Raw genomic sequence first — 16,476 nt, forward strand, 5'->3', positions numbered from 1 at the left:
GGATCAAGTTTCACCACATTCTCGTTATTGAATCGCTCACAGCTTGACCGAAAAGAGCCTCGCCCAGCTCAAGAACGCCGCAGAGCGCGCAAGAAAGAGGGATTAACAGTTGCGCTTCGACGCATTATCGATAAATATTAATTATATCTATAATTTGATTCTTAAGGACGCCATTCGTGCAAACTCAGAACCCGATGTTGCAAGATCCATTACAAACCACAGCGAAATCCATCAGATATACAGAGATCCAAGCCAATATTATCTATAATTTATCATTTAACGATCTTCTTTTCCGCGCTCAGAGCGTGCACCGTATGCATTTCGATCCCAACGCTGTGCAGATGAGTCGCCTTTTATCGATAAAAACCGGTGGTTGCGCTGAAGATTGCGGCTATTGCAGCCAATCAGCCCACTATCCGACCGGCCTCAAAGCCTCAAAGCTAATGGAAGTTGAAAAGGTGCTCGGAGAAGCACGCAAGGCGAAGGATGCAGGCGCAACGCGCTATTGCATGGGCGCGGCATGGCGCAGCCCAAAAGACCGCGACATGGAAATACTTGTCGCCATGGTTGAAGGCGTGAAGTCGCTAGGCATGGAAACCTGCATGACGCTGGGTATGCTGACGGATCAGCAGGCACATGACTTCGCTAAAGCCGGTCTTGATTATTACAATCACAACATCGACACCTCCGAGCGTTTTTATTCAGAGATCATCACCACCCGAACTTTTGAAGACCGGCTCAACACGCTGGAAGCCGTGCGTATGGCGGGCATTAAAGTCTGTGCGGGCGGCATTTTGGGCATGGGTGAGACAATCGATGACCGTATCTCGATGTTGTTGACGCTCGCTAACCTGCCTGTGCCTCCTGAAAGCGTGCCTATCAATCAGCTGATACCTATTCCCGGTTCAAAGCTGTCAAACGCCAAGCCCGTCGATCCTATTGAATTCATCCGCACGATTGCGTTGGCGCGTATTCTAATGCCGACTTCGCATTTACGCCTATCTGCCGGACGCACCGAAATGAGCGACGAAATGCAGGCGCTGTGTTTCTTCGCTGGTGCAAACTCGATCTTCATCGGCGAAACATTGCTGACAGCGGACAATCCCGGCGAAGACCACGATACGGCCCTTTTTAATCGCCTTGGTATTTCGCCCATGCCATTGGAATCGGCGGTTGGCTAATGATGATACTCGCCGACTATGCCGCAACACTTGAGGGGCTAAAACGCAAAGCACGGTTGCGCAGCCTCACGCCACAACACGGCATAGACTTCACGTCGAATGATTTCCTTGCCCTCGCGAGTGACCCTGGCCTGAAAACTGCGATAATGGCCGCACTTGATAGAGGTGTTCCAGCCGGTGCCGGTGGCTCTCGTCTGCTACGCGGCAATCACCCTGAACATGAGGCGCTGGAGCTGGAAGCCGCCGCTTTTTTCGGCGCAGAACGCGTGCTCTATTTCGGTAGCGGGTATATGGCCAATGTCGCACTGTTTTCCACTTTGCCACGACGCGACGACTTGATCGTGCATGACGCGCTTATCCATGCCAGTGCCCATGAAGGCATAGCGGCCAGCAAAGCTGCATCCGCCAGCATCCCTCACAATGATGCGAGTGCCTTTGATGACGCAATCCGTAATTGGCGCAGAAACGGTGGTAAAGGGCGACCATGGATTGCGGTGGAAAGCCTTTATTCCATGGACGGCGACCAAGCGCCACTTAGCGAACTCGCCAAGATTGCCAATCGCCATGAAGGCTTTCTGGTGATCGATGAAGCCCATGCCACTGGTGTCTTTGGTGCTGGTGGGCGCGGACTTGCGACAGGTATGGAAGGGCAAGAGAACATCGTGGTCTTGCACACCTGCGGCAAAGCGTTTGGCGTGTCGGGCGCATTGATTGCTTTGCCGAAGGTGCTTGCTGAGTATCTCGTTAATCGTGCAAGGGCTTTCATTTATTCCACCGCGCCTTCCCCGCTTATGGCAGCGGGCGTTCGCGAAGCTCTGCGCATCGTGAATGATGAGCCTGAGCGACGGGCAGCACTCAACGAGCTTGTCAGTTTTACGGGCGAGAAGCTGAGGCCGCGGTTTGGTATAACGCCCAGCGGTTCGCATATTCAGCCGATTATCATCGGCAACAATGCGCAGTCCCTGCAAATTGCCGAAGCTCTACAATTGCAAGGCTTCGACATCCGCTCCATTCGGCCGCCGACAGTGCCAGAGGGCACAGCTCGTTTGCGCCTTTCCATTACACTCAATGTCGATCAACAGCAGGTTTCAAACATGCTGGATTGCCTCGCCGCCACCATGAAAGAATACAAGGCATGACCCCGCGCTACATTATATCCGGCACAGATACCGGTGTTGGCAAGACAGTGTTTTCCGCAGCACTGACGGGCGCGCTCAGAGCGCATTACTGGAAGCCCGTGCAATCAGGACTGGAAGAAGAAACGGACAGCGAGATCGTCGCGCGCCTAAGCGGCGTGCCAGCCACGCACATATTGCCGGAAGCCTATCGCCTCAAAGAGCCGGCCTCGCCTCATCTTTCCGCACGACTTGAGGGCGTGGAAATCGACGTAGACGGACTTGAACCGCCTGCATGTAACAGTCCGCTGATCATCGAAGGCGCAGGAGGTCTGCTCGTACCGCTGACCGAGACAACGGTTTTCGCGGATGTTTTCGCCCACTGGCGCATCCCTGTCATTCTCTGCGCACGCACATCACTTGGCACGATCAATCACACATTACTGTCGATTGAAGCACTGCGTAGCCGCAATATTCCTATTCACAGCGTGGCTTTTATCGGTGCGGAAAATATCGACACGCAGACAATCATCGCCAAGATTGGACAGGTGAAAGTGTTAGGCCGTCTGCCAATTTTAGACAGTCTAACAAAGGAAAGTCTCGGCCAAGCCTTCCGTGAGAATTTCGACATAGCATCCCTGATGGAGGCCAGCGCGTGACCCGCTCTCCTGTCTGGCATCCGTTTACGCAGCACGCCCTTATGCCACCTATGAGGCGCATCGTTGCGACCGAAGGCGCTTATCTTTTCGATGAAGACGGCACACGCATCTTCGACGCCATCTCGTCGTGGTGGGTTACAACGCATGGGCACCGTCATCCCACAATCATGGATGCAATCCGTAAGGCGACTGAGAGCTATGACCAGATTATTTTTGCCGAGTTCACGCATGAACCCGCAGAAATCCTAGCCAAAGGCTTACTGGAATTTGCGCCACAAGGCCTGAACCATGTCTTCTTTTCCGATAGCGGGTCAACCGCTGTTGAGGTGGCAATCAAGATGGCGCTCGGCAACTTCTACAATCGAGGCATCGCGCGTAACCGCATCGTCGTGATGGAACATGGCTATCATGGTGATACGATCGGCACCATGTCGACGGGCGAGCGCGGCGTGTTCAATGCACCTTTTGACCCACTGCTTTTTGGCGTTGATCGGCTGCCTTTTCCCGACGCGGGAAAGGAACAGGAGACCCTTGATGCATTCGAGGCATGTTGCTGCTCTGGCAAAGTCGCTGCCATTCTGATTGAGCCGTTGGTGCTCGGCGCAGGCGGCATGAAACTTTATAGCAGCGACATATTGCGCAGCTTAAAGGAAATCGCCTGCCGCCATAGCTGTTTGTTTATTGCGGATGAAGTCATGACCGGCTGGGGTCGTACCGGCACGCGCTTTGCCTGCGAGCAGGCTGGCATCACGCCGGACATTCTCTGCACCTCAAAAGGCCTGCCAGGCGGCTCTTTGCCACTGGCGGCAACACTCTGCACCGCAGAGATTTTCGAGGCACATCTCTCGCAGGATCGCAGCAAAACCTTTTTTCATTCCAGCTCTTACACCGCCAATGCTATCGCCTGCGCCGCAGCGGTCGCCAATCTACAAGTCTGGCGTGATGAGCCGGTTGAAGCGCGTATTTCAGCGCTTGCAGCCCAGCATGTCTGTCATTTGCAACGCTTCGAGAATGACGCAAGATTTGCCAAAGTCCGGCAATGCGGCACCATTGCAGCACTGGATCTTGCAGTGCCTACAGGCGGCTATATGGCCGAAGTGGGGCCGCGCTTGCGTCAGCTATTCCGTGAGCGTGCCATACTTTTGCGCCCACTTGGAAACGTTATCTATCTGATGCCGCCCTATTGCACGAGCACCGAGGATCTTTCTGCCGCCTATGAAGCGATTGACGAAGTCGCATCAATAGTTTTAGCGGAATCTCCGCAATGACTCCGTTTTCCTCCCGCCTTGCCGGATTTGGCCATGCCGTGCCTTCGCGTATCGTGCACAATGTGGAAATTGAAAATCAGCTTGGTCTTGAAACAGGCTGGATCGAAAGACGCACCGGCATTCAAACACGCCATTGGGCAATGGAAGGCGACACATTAAGCGGTCTTGCAGCGGATGCCGGAAGGATGGCGCTCGACAATGCGGGAATTGCGCCAAACGAGATCGCGATGACCTTGCTTGCAACCTCTACGCCGGATCATCTTTTGCCGCCGTCTGCGCCACTGCTGGCTCATAAGCTGGGGCTGCATAATTCCGGTGCAATTGATCTTGCAGGGGCCTGTTCAGGTTTTCTCTATGCACTCACGCTTGCAGATGGCTTCGTGCGAACACAAGGCAAAGCGGTACTTACCGTTGCTGCTAATATTCTCAGCCGCCGCATCAATCCGGCAGAACGGGCGAGTGCCGTCTTATTCGCCGATGGCGCAGGTGCTGTTGTGCTGGCACCAACCAAGGCCGGACAAAGCGGTCTTAAAGCAGCAGCAATGACATCCGATGGTAGCGGCTACGACCTCATCTCCATTCCCGCAGGCGGCAGCAACAAACCCTATTCGTGTGATACTCAGGCAGATCAGTTTCTGATGAGCATGCGTGACGGACGCGAGGTGTTTTCACGCGCCGTCGATCTGATGACACGCACCTCGCGTCAGGTGATGGACGAAGCCCGCGCAACCGCTTCCAGCATTGACTACTTCATTCCCCATCAGGCCAATACTCGTCTTTGCGATGCAATTCGCCATAATCTGGGGCTCGAAGAGCGGCAAATGATCAGCACGATTGCCACTTATGGCAACTCGTCGGCGGCAACCATTCCACTGTCATTGTCCGTACAGCATAAAAAGCAGCCGTTTAAGTCTGGTGAGCAATTGCTAATGACAGCGGCAGGTGCGGGCATGAGCGGCGGTACAGTTCTCTTTGTTGTCTGACGAAATAGTTTTGTCTTAAGAAGGTCGAAGTCAGTGCTTCCAATCGCGGCTTGAAGGGCCGTTTAATAAGCTCACAGTGAGTTTAGTTGCCGGTCAATCATTTTCTGGTAATCTGAGCATCCTGGACTGATAGCATGTCTTGGGAACGGGAGCCTGCGAGTGAAGCGTTGGGTGATCTGGGGTACTACGGCAATAGTATTGATCTGTGCCGCTTACGTTGGCTGGTATCACGTGAATGGCTCGTCTTCCGTAACAACACTTGATACAACGCAAAACATCGGCATACAAAGAGCAGGACGCTCCGCTAATGTTGAGCACGCAGTCAAAACTGCAGTTGCAGAAGCAGGCTCTTTGCCCATTCAACGCAATGCAGTGGGAACCGTTGTTGCTATTGCCTCGACAGCTGTTAACAGCCCGCAAGCTGGCAATGTTTCTGTGCTGAACGTCCGCGATGGCGCGATAATCAAAAAAGGCGATCTGATTGCGCAACTCGACGATCGTGTAATTCGCGCAACAATTGGCAAAGATCAGGCAACCGTCGCCAAATCCCAGGCAACCCTTGATGATGCCGCGTTGCAATTGAAGCGCATTCAGGATCTGGTCACTCGTGGCGTTAACACATCGCAAAGTGGAGACGACGCTCTTGCCGCTCTGAAAGTTGCCCAGGCGCAACTACAGGCCGACACAGCGCAGCTCGCTGCAGATCAGGTCACATTGACCAACACAAAAATCACTGCACCGTTCGACGGTCAACTCGGCGTAATTGTTGTGTCCGTTGGAGCTTATCTGTCCGCCGGAGCGCCGGTTACAACTCTCACGCAGATGACACCAGTCTATGCTGAGTTCACTCTTCCGGAAACAGACCTTGCGCAGATCCGTCAAACATTTGCAGCCGGGACGCTGACTGCTCAAGCGACTGCGGTTTCCGGAGACGGTAAAGATGACACCGAAACTGGTCCCGTGAGCTTCATCGATAATTCTATCGATACCATAAGCGGCACCGTGCGATTACGCGCGCAGCTGGACAATCAATCTGGAAACTTCTGGCCTGGACAATCATTGCGCGTTTCAATTGCTACGGGCCAAATCGACAATCTCGTACTGGTCCCCGGCGTGGCTGTACAACCGCAAGAAAGCGGTTCCATAAGCTATGTCGTCAAAGCCGACAACACAGTTGAGATACGACCGGTTACAGTCACATTGCGTGCGAATGGTATGGCAGGGATCAGCAAAGGGCTCCAAACGGGAGAGGCAGTTGTGACCGAAGGACAAGCGTCACTTGTCGATGGCAGTAAGGTAATGGTTGCAGCCACAGAGACCGAAACCGGAACATCCTCCAACTAGAGCGCGAATGTGAGTAAATCAGTGCAGCCTCTAAGATTTTGTTTTAAGGCGCATTTCAGCCGAAAACCGGTTCACAGTTTTCGGGATGCGATCGAATGGAAATAAAGGCACTAACGCCATGAATATTTCCGAGTTGTTCATCCGTCGTCCAGTCGCCACTGTCCTGTTGATTGCCGGACTGTTGATCGGTGGCATTGCCGCGTATTTTCAGTTACCGGTTTCAGCACTTCCAGAGGCCGATTTTCCCACAATCAATGTTTCCGCGCAGTTGGCAGGTGCCTCTCCTGACACCATGGCGTCTTCTGTTGCAACGCCGCTTATTAAACAATTTGAAACAATTGCCGGCATCAACACGATTAGTGCAACTTCCTCGCTTGGCAGCACGTCCATTACTTTGCAATTCGATTTATCTCGCGATATCGATGCAGCGGCAGCTGACGTACAAGCGGCAATTACGCGTGCTCAAAGACAACTACCTGATAACCTGACCACGCCACCCAGTTACCGAAAATCAAATCCCGCGGACGCGCCAGTACTTATTCTGGCATTGACCGGAGATGGCGCTCGTCTGACACAGATGGATGACATTGCTCAGAACATTATTTCGCCGGCCCTATCCACAATCACAGGTGTGGCACAGGCACAGGTATTCGGCTCAAAAACTTACGCCGTACGTGTCGAAGTAGACCCAGATAAGCTTCAGAGCAGAAACTTATCGCTTTCAGATTTGCGTGACACAATTGCCGCTGCAAACGATCAAACGCCCGTGGGAACTCTGCAAAACGGAACACAAGCATTAACAGTCGATGCAAAAACCCAACGAACGAATGCCGATGAGTTCAAGGGCCTGATCATTGCCGGAAACGGCAATAGAATTGTTCGCCTGTCGGATGTGGCGACGGTCCTTGATAGTGTCGAGAACGTCAATCAGGGCAGTTGGCTCGATGGAAAGCAAACAATCGCACTCGCCGTACAGAGGCAGCCCGGCTCAAATACGGTAGCCGTTGTGGACGCTATCCGGGCCAAACTGCCAGACATTGAGGCTGCCCTTCCGGCGCAGATGCATATTTCAGTCGTCAATGACGCCTCAGCCTCAATACGCGCAGCTATAGCCGACGTTCAAAAGACCTTAGCTATAACAATCGGCCTTGTTATACTCGTGATATACCTGTTCTTAGGACGATTTTGGGCGACCATGATCCCCGGATTGGCGGTCCCATTGTCATTGGTTGCAACATTCGCTGGCATGTATGCATTAGGTTTTTCCATAGACAATATTTCATTGCTTGCATTGACTCTCGCGGTTGGGCTGGTTGTGGATGATGCGATCGTGATGCTGGAAAACATCGTAAGACGCGCCGAAGAAGGCCTTTCACCCTTTCAAGCGGCCATTGAAGGTAGTCAGGAAGTCACCGGAACGATTGTCTCCATGTCGCTCTCTCTGGTTGCCGTTTTTCTTCCGATTTTGCTGATGGGTGGAATCGTCGGGCGTGTATTGAATGAGTTTGGTATGGTCGTGACTTTGGCCATTTTGTCTTCGGCTCTTGTCTCTTTGACCGTGACGCCAATGCTTGCTGCCCGACTGCCTCACAGCCCTGAAAAACCTGGCCGTTTCACGCATATCTTCAATGCTGTGACACAGAAATATGGCCGTGCCGTTGGTTGGTGTCTGAACCACCGTTCCATTGTCCTTGTTATATTTTTTCTTAGCCTGGCGGGGTCGGTCTGGTCTTTCTTGACACTACCAAGAAGTTTCTTTCCACAGGAAGATATCGGCCTGCTGACAATCTCCACACAGGCACGACAGGACATTTCCTACCAGGCAATGAGCGCTCTGCAGCAACAGGCGTCCGCAATCATTTCCAAAGATCCTGCTGTTGAACATGTCACCTCGTCGTTGGGAAGTGGCCCGGGCGGCTCTACCTTTAATACCGGCTCGTTCTTCGTGCAGCTCAAAGCACGAGATCTAAGGCCCGCACTCGATCGGACATTGAGTAACCTGCGAAAGTCGCTCAATCAGCTTCCGGGGCTTACAGCATATATAACGCCCGTGCAGAGCTTGCGCTTTGGTGGTCGTAGCACCCAGAGCCAATATCAGATTGTTTTGCAATCTCTGGATGCCGATGAAGCGCGGCAATGGTCGACAAAACTTGCAGACGCCATGAAGGCCGAGCCTGATATGTTTGTCGATGTTGCGTCTGATCTCCAGAATAACGCCCTACAAGCGCGCATAGAAATCGACAATGACAAGGCTGGCAGTCTCGGAATAACGTCTGAAGCCATTCGCAAAACGTTGGAAGCAGCCTATGGCACGCTTACGGCCTCGCAGATTCAAACCACCGGTAACAATTACGATGTCATTATAGAACTTGGTCGCTCTCGCCAATCGGATGAAACCCAATTGGGCGCTCTTCGGGTGCCGTCGTCATCAGGAATCTTAGTGCCTTTGGCAAGCTTTGCTTCAATAACGCGTATCAACGGCCCCGTAACTGTTAATCAGTCTGGTCAGTTGGCTTCTGTGACCTTGTCGTTCAATCTTCCAGGAGGCGTGTCGCTCGAAACGGCAACTGATCGGGTGGACAGCTTGCGCAATCAGATTGGTATGCCAGCCTCGGTCGCTGTTCATCCAGCTGGCGCAGCACAGGTTTTCGCGCAATCAACCAGTAATATGGGGTTGCTCATTTTAGCGGCGATTGCAACAATCTACATTGTTCTGGGCGTCTTGTATGAAAGTTTCGCTCATCCGCTCACTATTTTATCCGGTCTTCCATCGGCAGCCTTTGGTGCTTTATTAACACTCCAACTCTTTGGCTTCGATCTGTCGATCATAGCGCTTATCGGCCTTTTGATGCTGATCGGCATTGTTAAAAAGAACGCCATCATGATGGTAGACGTAGCGCTCGTTCTGAAGCGAGAGGACCATCATCCAGCCGAAGAGGCAATCCATCAAGCAGCCATCATGCGCTTTCGGCCAATCATGATGACTACTTTCTGTGCTCTGCTCGCAGCCGTCCCGGTTGCTCTTGGCCACGGACAAGGTTCAGAACTGCGCCAACCACTTGGCGTGGCAGTGGTTGGCGGATTGTTACTCAGCCAAGTGCTGACACTTTTTATTACCCCGGTCATCTTCGTAGAGATTGACCGACTGGCTAACATAAAGCTCTTCAAAAGAGAAAAGACAACCTCAAGCATAACTGAGTGAATTACCGGCTATTGATCAGTGCCTGCACCAAATCGGCTTCGAGATCTTCTGGGTCTTCAAGACCGACAGAAATGCGGATTAGTTGAGGTCCAATTCCGAGATCATTCTTCTGATCTTCGGGCACAACAGCGTGCGTGAGGGAGAATGGGTGTTGAATGAGGCTCTCTACACTGCCCAAACTGACTGCAAAATGAAAATAACGCGTCGACGTTAGGACGCGTTCTACGCGTGCAAGGTCACCCGTAACTTCAACGGAAACGACGCAGCCGAAATTAATCATCTGCCGTGCAGCCAATGCGTGTTGCGGATGGCTCTTCAGGCCCGGATAAACAACCCTGCTCAATCCGAGTTCTTGGGCTTTGCTTTCGAGACTATTGGCCAGCTTAAGTGCCGTTTCTGACTGCCGGGCGCTTCGTATTTCAAGGGTCTTAAGGGAGCGGTGCAAAAGTGCGCAATCTGTCGGAGACATCACTGATCCCAGAGCATTTTGCAGATACCTGATCCGCTCGCCGAGCTTCGCCGGAGCATGAGCGGACACCGCGACAACAACACCAAGAAGGTCTGAATGTCCGTTCAGCATCTTAGTGGCTGAGTGCACAACGACATGGATACCGTGTTCTATCGGACGCTGTCCGGCTGGCGATGAAAAAGTGCTGTCACACACGGTGATCGCGCCAGCTTCCGCGCCGAGCTTTGCAACCAGAGACAGATCGACAATCCGGAGAGTGGGATTGGAAGGTGTTTCAAGCCAAAGTAAACTTGGCTTGTGCTCCAGAACGGCTTGGCTTAGTGTTTTTTCGTCAGAAAAATCCGCAAAATTGACTTTATGGCCCGCTGTCAGGGGGCGGACATCGGCAAGCAGTCGGTAGATGCCGCCGTAAAGATCATTATGGGCCAAAATCGACGAGCCTGCCGGAAGCGCCTCCAGCAAAGTCGCAGCGGCTGCAAGGCCACTCGGGAACGCAAAAGCGACTTCAGCTCCTTCAAGATCCGCGAGACAACGCTCTAACGCGTTGCGTGTCGGATTGCCGCTCCGGCTGTAGTCATAGCCTTTGCTGGCACCGATGCCGTCCTGCACATAAGTTGTGGCATGGTAAATTGGTGGAATGACGGCACCGGTCAATGGATCCGGCTCTTGTCCAACATGAATGGCTCGCGTTGCAAATCCTGCTTGGTTACGAAGATGCTTGTTCGTCACGTGTTCTTTCTTTCCGCCGTGTGATGTTCGTTTCAGCACTGCTCTTAAACGCGCTGCCCATCGATTGGCAGGTAAATTGCTCTACGAAAATTAATAAGGGATCAGCTCACTTGTGTCCTTGAGATACAATGGGTGCCCGGGTGAACCGTTGTTTGTAATTTTAAGGGCATGCAGTTTGACGCTTGCTGCACGCAAGGCATCAGTAACAGCCTGCCCATGGTGCGCCAGCTTCTTGTGTAGCGAGCCATATGCCATCACGACGATCTCGGCGCTCAAGGCCTGTTCGACGATGGTTTGCAGATTTTCCTGCGTACAAGGAACCACGCCTTGCTCAAGCAGCATTTTTGGGTTGGTCGCACGGTAATCCATGACATTGCATTTGACATACCGTCCATAGCCCCAGCGGCGTGTAAATTTCTGTTCTTTAAACACAGTCGGATCGTCGACATTAAACGCGGCTGTACTCGGGTTCATACCGATCCAAAGAATATAACCATTTTTCTCCGCTCCATCCCACTCACGTGTTAGGAGGCGCCGGTAGCGACCACATTCCGAAAATAGAGCATCGCCCCTGATTTCTGATTTGACCTTAAGGCGAACCTTGCCACCTGGATCATGGAGCTCGTGGCTCATAACTGCTTCATCTCTCTCATGTCGGTTTTGATCTCTGCATCCTCTTGCAGCGCGCAAATACACATCTGTCTTCTTTTCTTACGGCACCAACTCTCTCGTCAAGCTAAAGATTGTTGTGTTGTCGACGGCGGAAACGAGCTTCACACCAAATCAATCGCGAGCATTATCGACAAGCACGGCTTGAAATCTCAGCATTCATTGCTACCTTAACCCAAGGCGTGTGCTGCGTGCGCCCAGGGACTGCCCTGAATACGGAGACTGTGTTTAACCGTTTCTGTCAGGAGCTGCCATGGCTGGTCGCATTCAAAGTACTGTTCGTAATTTTCTCGACAGTGAATCTTCAGGTGGCTTGTTGCTGATTGCATCAGCGATTGCTGCATTGCTCGTCGCAAATTCTCCGTTTGCAGAGACCTATTTCCGCACGCTGCACGTCTATCTGGGGCCGCTTTCTGTCCAGCACTGGGTAAACGATGCACTTATGGCCATCTTCTTTCTGATGGTCGGCCTGGAAATAAAACGAGAGATGGTTGACGGCCATCTTTCTTCATGGCCGCGCCGCATCTTGCCCGGAGCAGCAGCTGCTGCAGGCATGGCGGTTCCCGCAATGGTCTATCTTGCGTTCAATCTTAACAATGGCGCTGCCCATGGCTGGGCAATTCCTGCCGCGACCGATATCGCATTTGCCCTTGGCGTAATTTCTTTGCTTGGTTCTCGTGTTCCAACGTCACTAAAGGTTTTTCTTGCCGCTCTTGCAATCATTGACGATCTTGGTGCCGTCATCATCATTGGGATTTTCTATACGTCTGGTGTTTCTGTAATCGATTTGGTGTTGGCCGGGGGCGTTTTCGCGGTTCTAGTGGCTCTCAATCTCGCGGGCATAAAGCGCCTGACACCTTATCTCTTAGTTGGAATTTTACTCTGGTTCTTCACCTACCGCTCGGGCGTTCACGCAACGATTGCAGGTGTTCTACTGGCATTGACCATTCCGATTACGCGCACGCCAGCAAAGCCAGAAGCCAGCATTTCCGAAAGCCCCCTGCACCTGCTTGAACATAGCCTGATCAAGCCCGTTGCATTCCTCATTGTACCGATATTCGGTTTTGCGAATGCCGGTGTGAGTTTCACCGGATTGGGTGTGGACGCGATATTTGCCCCGGTTACCTTGGGTGTCGCTGCGGGATTGGCGTTGGGTAAACTTTTCGGGATTTTCGGGGCAGTCTTGCTGTTGGTGAAAACGGGAATTGTTGGCTTACCGGCAGGCGCAAGCTGGTCTCAAATGCTCGGAACCACTCTTTTATGCGGTATCGGCTTCACAATGAGCCTGTTTATCTCGCTTCTCGCCTTTAATGATGCGCTGCTGCAGGACGAAGCCAAAATAGGGATTCTGATTGGTTCGCTCATCGCGGGTAGCGCTGGCTTCATTATCCTGCGTTTCTCCAAACGAACTGACGGGCGCTAGTTGAACGGACAACCCGTAGTTTAGGCGTGGATCAATATTAGACGGGCTTCAGTACAGAGTACATGCCGAACCAAGTCTGCCGCGAGCTTTAAACCCCGCGGCAGAAAACTGCTGTAACCCGATCAATGCACAACCGCGTAATTGATTTGTTCCTCAGGCGCATTGAGAGGAGAAAATTCTCCACAACGAGTGTTTGCGGCAAACAAGTATACGGACACAGTACGAAGATTTCCGGTAGATAAGAAGATATAACTACAGCCCTGGGTCCCGAATCCGCGAGTGGAGTGCCCCATTTCACCGGACAGATCGGCTAGTTTGATTTCTTCCAGATGAACTTGCTTAGGGGAAGCCATCTTGAGTGCGGAATGTGGATTGATGTCGTTGTAATCTTCGATTGCTCTAGCACGGCTGCAAGCGACCTATACTAAAGGTGCTCGGCGATAGACACCGCTTCAAAAAATCCCTCAAGTCTGCGGTATTCTCTAACAAAGACAATCCTTTCGCACACAGCCTCACCTGGCGTCATATAGCGCACCGGTTTGCTCTGATATCAATCGAGCCACCGCGCAAAAAACCGATTGTAAACACCAGAAAATCTCTTCGCGGTCTCTTTATGACTCGAGCAAGCCAACCCGAAGGTACCTGTCGGTGATCCCTCAAAGATGGAAAACGAGGTATTCCGCAACATCGCACCAATCGCCTTCTCGCGGGGAGAATTTTCAGTGTCGATATTGGTCCAGAGCTTCGCAGTAGCCGTGATGACAATCCAAATTCTCAATGGGACTTCGTTTATCTCACGCGGTTGAATTCACTTGCACGATACGTTGCTGGTATCAAAGGCCTCTCTTTACCAAAGCAAGATCAATATCTGGGACTGAGCTGATTAACATCTTTGTGTAGGCATGGGTGGGGTTCAGAAAAATCTCCTCTACCGCCCCCTGCTCAACCAAAACGCCTTGACGCAATACGCCAACACGGTCAGCCATTTGCCGAACGACTGCCAGATTATGGCTGATCAGCAGATAGGTCAGCCCAAATTCCGCCTGCAACTGAGCCATCAGATCAAGGACCTGTGCCTGCACGGAAACATCAAGTGCCGAGGTTGGCTCGTCACAGATGATAAAACGCGGGCGGCTGGCAAGCGCACGGGCAATAGCAATGCGCTGTCGCTGTCCACCTGAGAACTCATGAGGATAACGGCGTGTGGAACCCGGCTCCAATCGCACCTTTTCGAGAAGTTCCGCGACACGCCGCTCGATTGCCTGATTTTCTTTCTCAAGGTTCAGGCGGCGTATCGGCTCAGCGATAATATCGCCGATGCGCCAGCGTGGGTTGAGGCTGGCATAAGGGTCCTGAAACACCATCTGCACAGCGCCATGACCGGAACTTTTCGCCTTGCCATCAATCCTGATTTGCCCTTCCTGAGCGGACAAAAGACCCGCGATAATGCGTGCTATCGTCGATTTTCCAGAACCGGATTCACCGACAAGTGCATAGGTCTCACCCTCGCGGATATTAAAAGAGACATCATCGACCGCGCGGATCGCGCCGGATTTTTTCGTTTTTTTAAAGAAAGAAAAGCTACCGCCCGATGTGCTGAAATCATGCTTGAGATTATTCACGCGCAAGATTTCCGGCTGTGTATCGGCCACATCGCGTCTGATGCTTTTCTGGTGAATGGAAGGGGTCGCGGCAATGAGCTTGCGCGTATAATCATCACGTGGCGACTGAATTACATTGCGCACCGGCCCCGCCTCAACAACCCGCCCATGATTGAGCACCACCACCCGATCGGCAATTTCCGCAACGACGCCCATATCATGCGTGATGAGCAAAACCGCGAGGCCGCGCTCAACACAAAGCCTTTTGATGAGCGCGATGATCTGCGCCTGAACAGAAACATCAAGCGCGGAGGTGGGCTCATCGGCAATCAGCAATTCCGGGTTTGCCGCGATTGCCAAAGCAATCACTACGCGCTGGCGCATGCCACCTGAAAACTGATGCGGATATGCATCAAGTCGTTGCTCCGCATCATGGATACCAACTTCGGTCAAAAGCTCGACAGCGCGTTTACGCGCAGCCGCTGCGTCAAGCGGCAGATGCCTGCGTATGGTTTCGAAGAGCTGTTGGCCAATTTTATAGAGCGGATTAAGGCTAGCCAGAGGATCCTGAAAAACCGTACCAATCCTACGTCCGCGCAGTGATGCCAGCGCCTTTTCTGATGATGTGTCAATACGCTCGCCTTTGATGCGAATTTCGCCGCTCACGATCCGGCCCGGCGGATCGATAAGGCGGGTTATCGCAGAACCCGTTATAGACTTCCCTGCCCCGGATTCCCCGATCATGCCAAGGACTTCACCCGCGGCGATATCAAAAGACACCTGATCGACCGCATGAAAGACGCCGCCGTCGGTGGGAAAATCTACGCCCAGATTTCGTACCGAAATAACGGGAGGCTGATTGCTTGAATAATTGTCTGTCACCGGGATTTCTCACGCAATTTCGGGTTAAGACGATCACGCAACCTATCGCCGAGCAAATTGATTGCTAGGGCAAGCAGCACCAGCGTTAATGCGGGAAAGACCAATATCCACCACTCGCCGGAAAATAAAAACTGCTGTCCGTTACGGATCAAAGTGCCGAGTGACGGGCGTGTGGGCGGCACGCCAACCCCAAGATAGGAAAGCGTCGCTTCTTCGAGAACCGCAAGTGCAAGCCCGATAGTAGCAATCACCATGACAGGCCCAAGCAGATTGGGCAGGATATGCGTAATCAGCAATCGTACGGGCCGAACACCGATCAATTGCGCTGCTGAAACGTAATCCTTTCGCCGCTCTACCAGCACAGCGCCACGGACGGTGCGTGCAAATTGCGGCCAGTTTGAAAGACCAATTGCAAAGATCAGAAGCCACACCGCTGCTGCTTCCTGCTGGGCTGGCGGGATCAATCCTTGCGCAAAACCAAAAATCAAAAGTGCAATTAGGATGGTTGGAAATGTCAGCTGCGCATCAGCAATACGCATAATGACTGCATCAGTGATACCGCCTCTATATCCGCTGATAAGTCCAGCACTTACCCCAATCAGCAAGGATACAAAGGTCGCTGAGAAAGCGACCAGCAGCGAAATGCGGCTTCCATAAAGAATGGACGAAAATATATCGCGCCCCTGGTGGTCTGTGCCCATCAAAAAGCTATTGCCGGTGAAAGCACTCGTCTGCAATGGCGGCGTCAGGCCATCCATCAGATCAAGGGTTGAAGGATCAAAAGGTGTATGTGGAGCGACGAGCGGCGCAAAAACGGCACCCAGTATCAACACGGCTGCAAGCGTAGCGGCAAGGGTTGTCAGTGGTGCAATCCGCCAGCGTCTCTTGCCAGACTGGCTCTGCGACAACCGGCTTTTACTAGACAAGCGAAGAAGGGGTGTATCGGTCACG

At 52.5% G+C, this 16,476-nt stretch carries 12 protein-coding genes; 8 read left to right on the forward strand and 4 right to left on the reverse strand.

Annotated elements, in window-relative coordinates:
• Positions 1-194: 194 nt before the first annotated feature.
• The 7 genes from bioB (at position 195) to OIV19_RS08560 (ending at position 9,752) form a co-directional block, all read left to right on the forward strand.
• On the forward strand, positions 195-1,181 hold the full coding sequence (bioB, locus tag OIV19_RS08530; RefSeq protein ID WP_264231376.1) for a biotin synthase BioB: 987 nt from the start codon (positions 195-197) through the stop codon (positions 1,179-1,181).
• On the forward strand, positions 1,181-2,320 hold the full coding sequence (locus OIV19_RS08535) for an 8-amino-7-oxononanoate synthase (protein ID WP_264231260.1): 1,140 nt from the start codon (positions 1,181-1,183) through the stop codon (positions 2,318-2,320). The genes bioB and OIV19_RS08535 overlap by 1 nt, the downstream gene beginning before the upstream one ends.
• Positions 2,317-2,955 (forward strand): dethiobiotin synthase, encoded by a 639-nt coding sequence (gene bioD / locus OIV19_RS08540; RefSeq protein WP_264231261.1) that lies wholly within the window; start codon positions 2,317-2,319, stop codon positions 2,953-2,955. Before OIV19_RS08535 ends, bioD begins: the two co-directional genes overlap by 4 nt.
• On the forward strand, positions 2,952-4,223 hold the full coding sequence (locus OIV19_RS08545; RefSeq protein WP_264231262.1) for an adenosylmethionine--8-amino-7-oxononanoate transaminase: 1,272 nt from the start codon (positions 2,952-2,954) through the stop codon (positions 4,221-4,223). The genes bioD and OIV19_RS08545 overlap by 4 nt, the downstream gene beginning before the upstream one ends.
• Positions 4,220-5,206 carry a beta-ketoacyl-ACP synthase III gene (locus OIV19_RS08550; RefSeq protein WP_264231263.1) on the forward strand — a complete coding sequence of 329 codons (987 nt, stop codon included), beginning with the start codon at positions 4,220-4,222 and terminating at the stop codon, positions 5,204-5,206. Before OIV19_RS08545 ends, OIV19_RS08550 begins: the two co-directional genes overlap by 4 nt.
• Positions 5,207-5,563: 357 nt before the next feature.
• Positions 5,564-6,550: an efflux RND transporter periplasmic adaptor subunit gene (locus OIV19_RS08555; RefSeq protein WP_498831034.1), complete on the forward strand. Its 987-nt coding sequence runs from the start codon at positions 5,564-5,566 to the stop codon at positions 6,548-6,550.
• 118 nt (positions 6,551-6,668) lie between these two features.
• Entirely contained in the window at positions 6,669-9,752 is a 3,084-nt protein-coding gene (locus tag OIV19_RS08560) for an efflux RND transporter permease subunit (protein ID WP_264231265.1), read from the forward strand.
• Between the two features lies 1 nt (position 9,753).
• On the opposite strand, the gene OIV19_RS08565 is transcribed toward OIV19_RS08560, so the two are convergent.
• Positions 9,754-10,950, reverse strand: coding sequence for a trans-sulfuration enzyme family protein (locus OIV19_RS08565; protein ID WP_264231266.1), 1,197 nt, complete (start codon positions 10,948-10,950; stop codon positions 9,754-9,756).
• Between the two features lie 90 nt (positions 10,951-11,040).
• On the reverse strand, positions 11,041-11,583 hold the full coding sequence (locus tag OIV19_RS08570; protein ID WP_264231267.1) for a DUF1643 domain-containing protein: 543 nt from the start codon (positions 11,581-11,583) through the stop codon (positions 11,041-11,043).
• A 289-nt stretch (positions 11,584-11,872) separates the two neighbouring features.
• On the opposite strand from OIV19_RS08570, the gene nhaA reads away from it, so the two are divergent.
• Positions 11,873-13,042: a Na+/H+ antiporter NhaA gene (nhaA, locus tag OIV19_RS08575; protein ID WP_264231268.1), complete on the forward strand. Its 1,170-nt coding sequence runs from the start codon at positions 11,873-11,875 to the stop codon at positions 13,040-13,042.
• An 833-nt stretch (positions 13,043-13,875) separates the two neighbouring features.
• Here nhaA and OIV19_RS08580 read toward each other — a convergent pair.
• Positions 13,876-15,525, reverse strand: a complete 1,650-nt coding sequence (locus OIV19_RS08580; RefSeq protein ID WP_264231269.1) for an ABC transporter ATP-binding protein — start codon at positions 15,523-15,525, stop codon at positions 13,876-13,878.
• Positions 15,522-16,475 (reverse strand): ABC transporter permease, encoded by a 954-nt coding sequence (locus OIV19_RS08585; RefSeq protein ID WP_264231270.1) that lies wholly within the window; start codon positions 16,473-16,475, stop codon positions 15,522-15,524. The genes OIV19_RS08580 and OIV19_RS08585 overlap by 4 nt, the downstream gene beginning before the upstream one ends.
• Between the last annotated feature and the right edge of the window lies 1 nt (position 16,476).

The sequence above is a fragment of the Brucella sp. HL-2 genome (assembly GCF_025846885.2).
Lineage (GTDB): Bacteria > Pseudomonadota > Alphaproteobacteria > Rhizobiales > Rhizobiaceae > Brucella > Brucella quorumnocens.

Coding starts and splice junctions, on each gene's coding strand:
- bioB (WP_264231376.1), top strand. CDS start 195: ATGTTGCAAGATCCATTACAAACCACAGCGAAATCCATCAGATATACA.
- OIV19_RS08535 (WP_264231260.1), top strand. CDS start 1,181: ATGATGATACTCGCCGACTATGCCGCAACACTTGAGGGGCTAAAACGC.
- bioD (WP_264231261.1), top strand. CDS start 2,317: ATGACCCCGCGCTACATTATATCCGGCACAGATACCGGTGTTGGCAAG.
- OIV19_RS08550 (WP_264231263.1), top strand. CDS start 4,220: ATGACTCCGTTTTCCTCCCGCCTTGCCGGATTTGGCCATGCCGTGCCT.
- OIV19_RS08560 (WP_264231265.1), top strand. CDS start 6,669: ATGAATATTTCCGAGTTGTTCATCCGTCGTCCAGTCGCCACTGTCCTG.
- OIV19_RS08570 (WP_264231267.1), bottom strand. CDS start 11,583: ATGAGCCACGAGCTCCATGATCCAGGTGGCAAGGTTCGCCTTAAGGTC.
- nhaA (WP_264231268.1), top strand. CDS start 11,873: ATGGCTGGTCGCATTCAAAGTACTGTTCGTAATTTTCTCGACAGTGAA.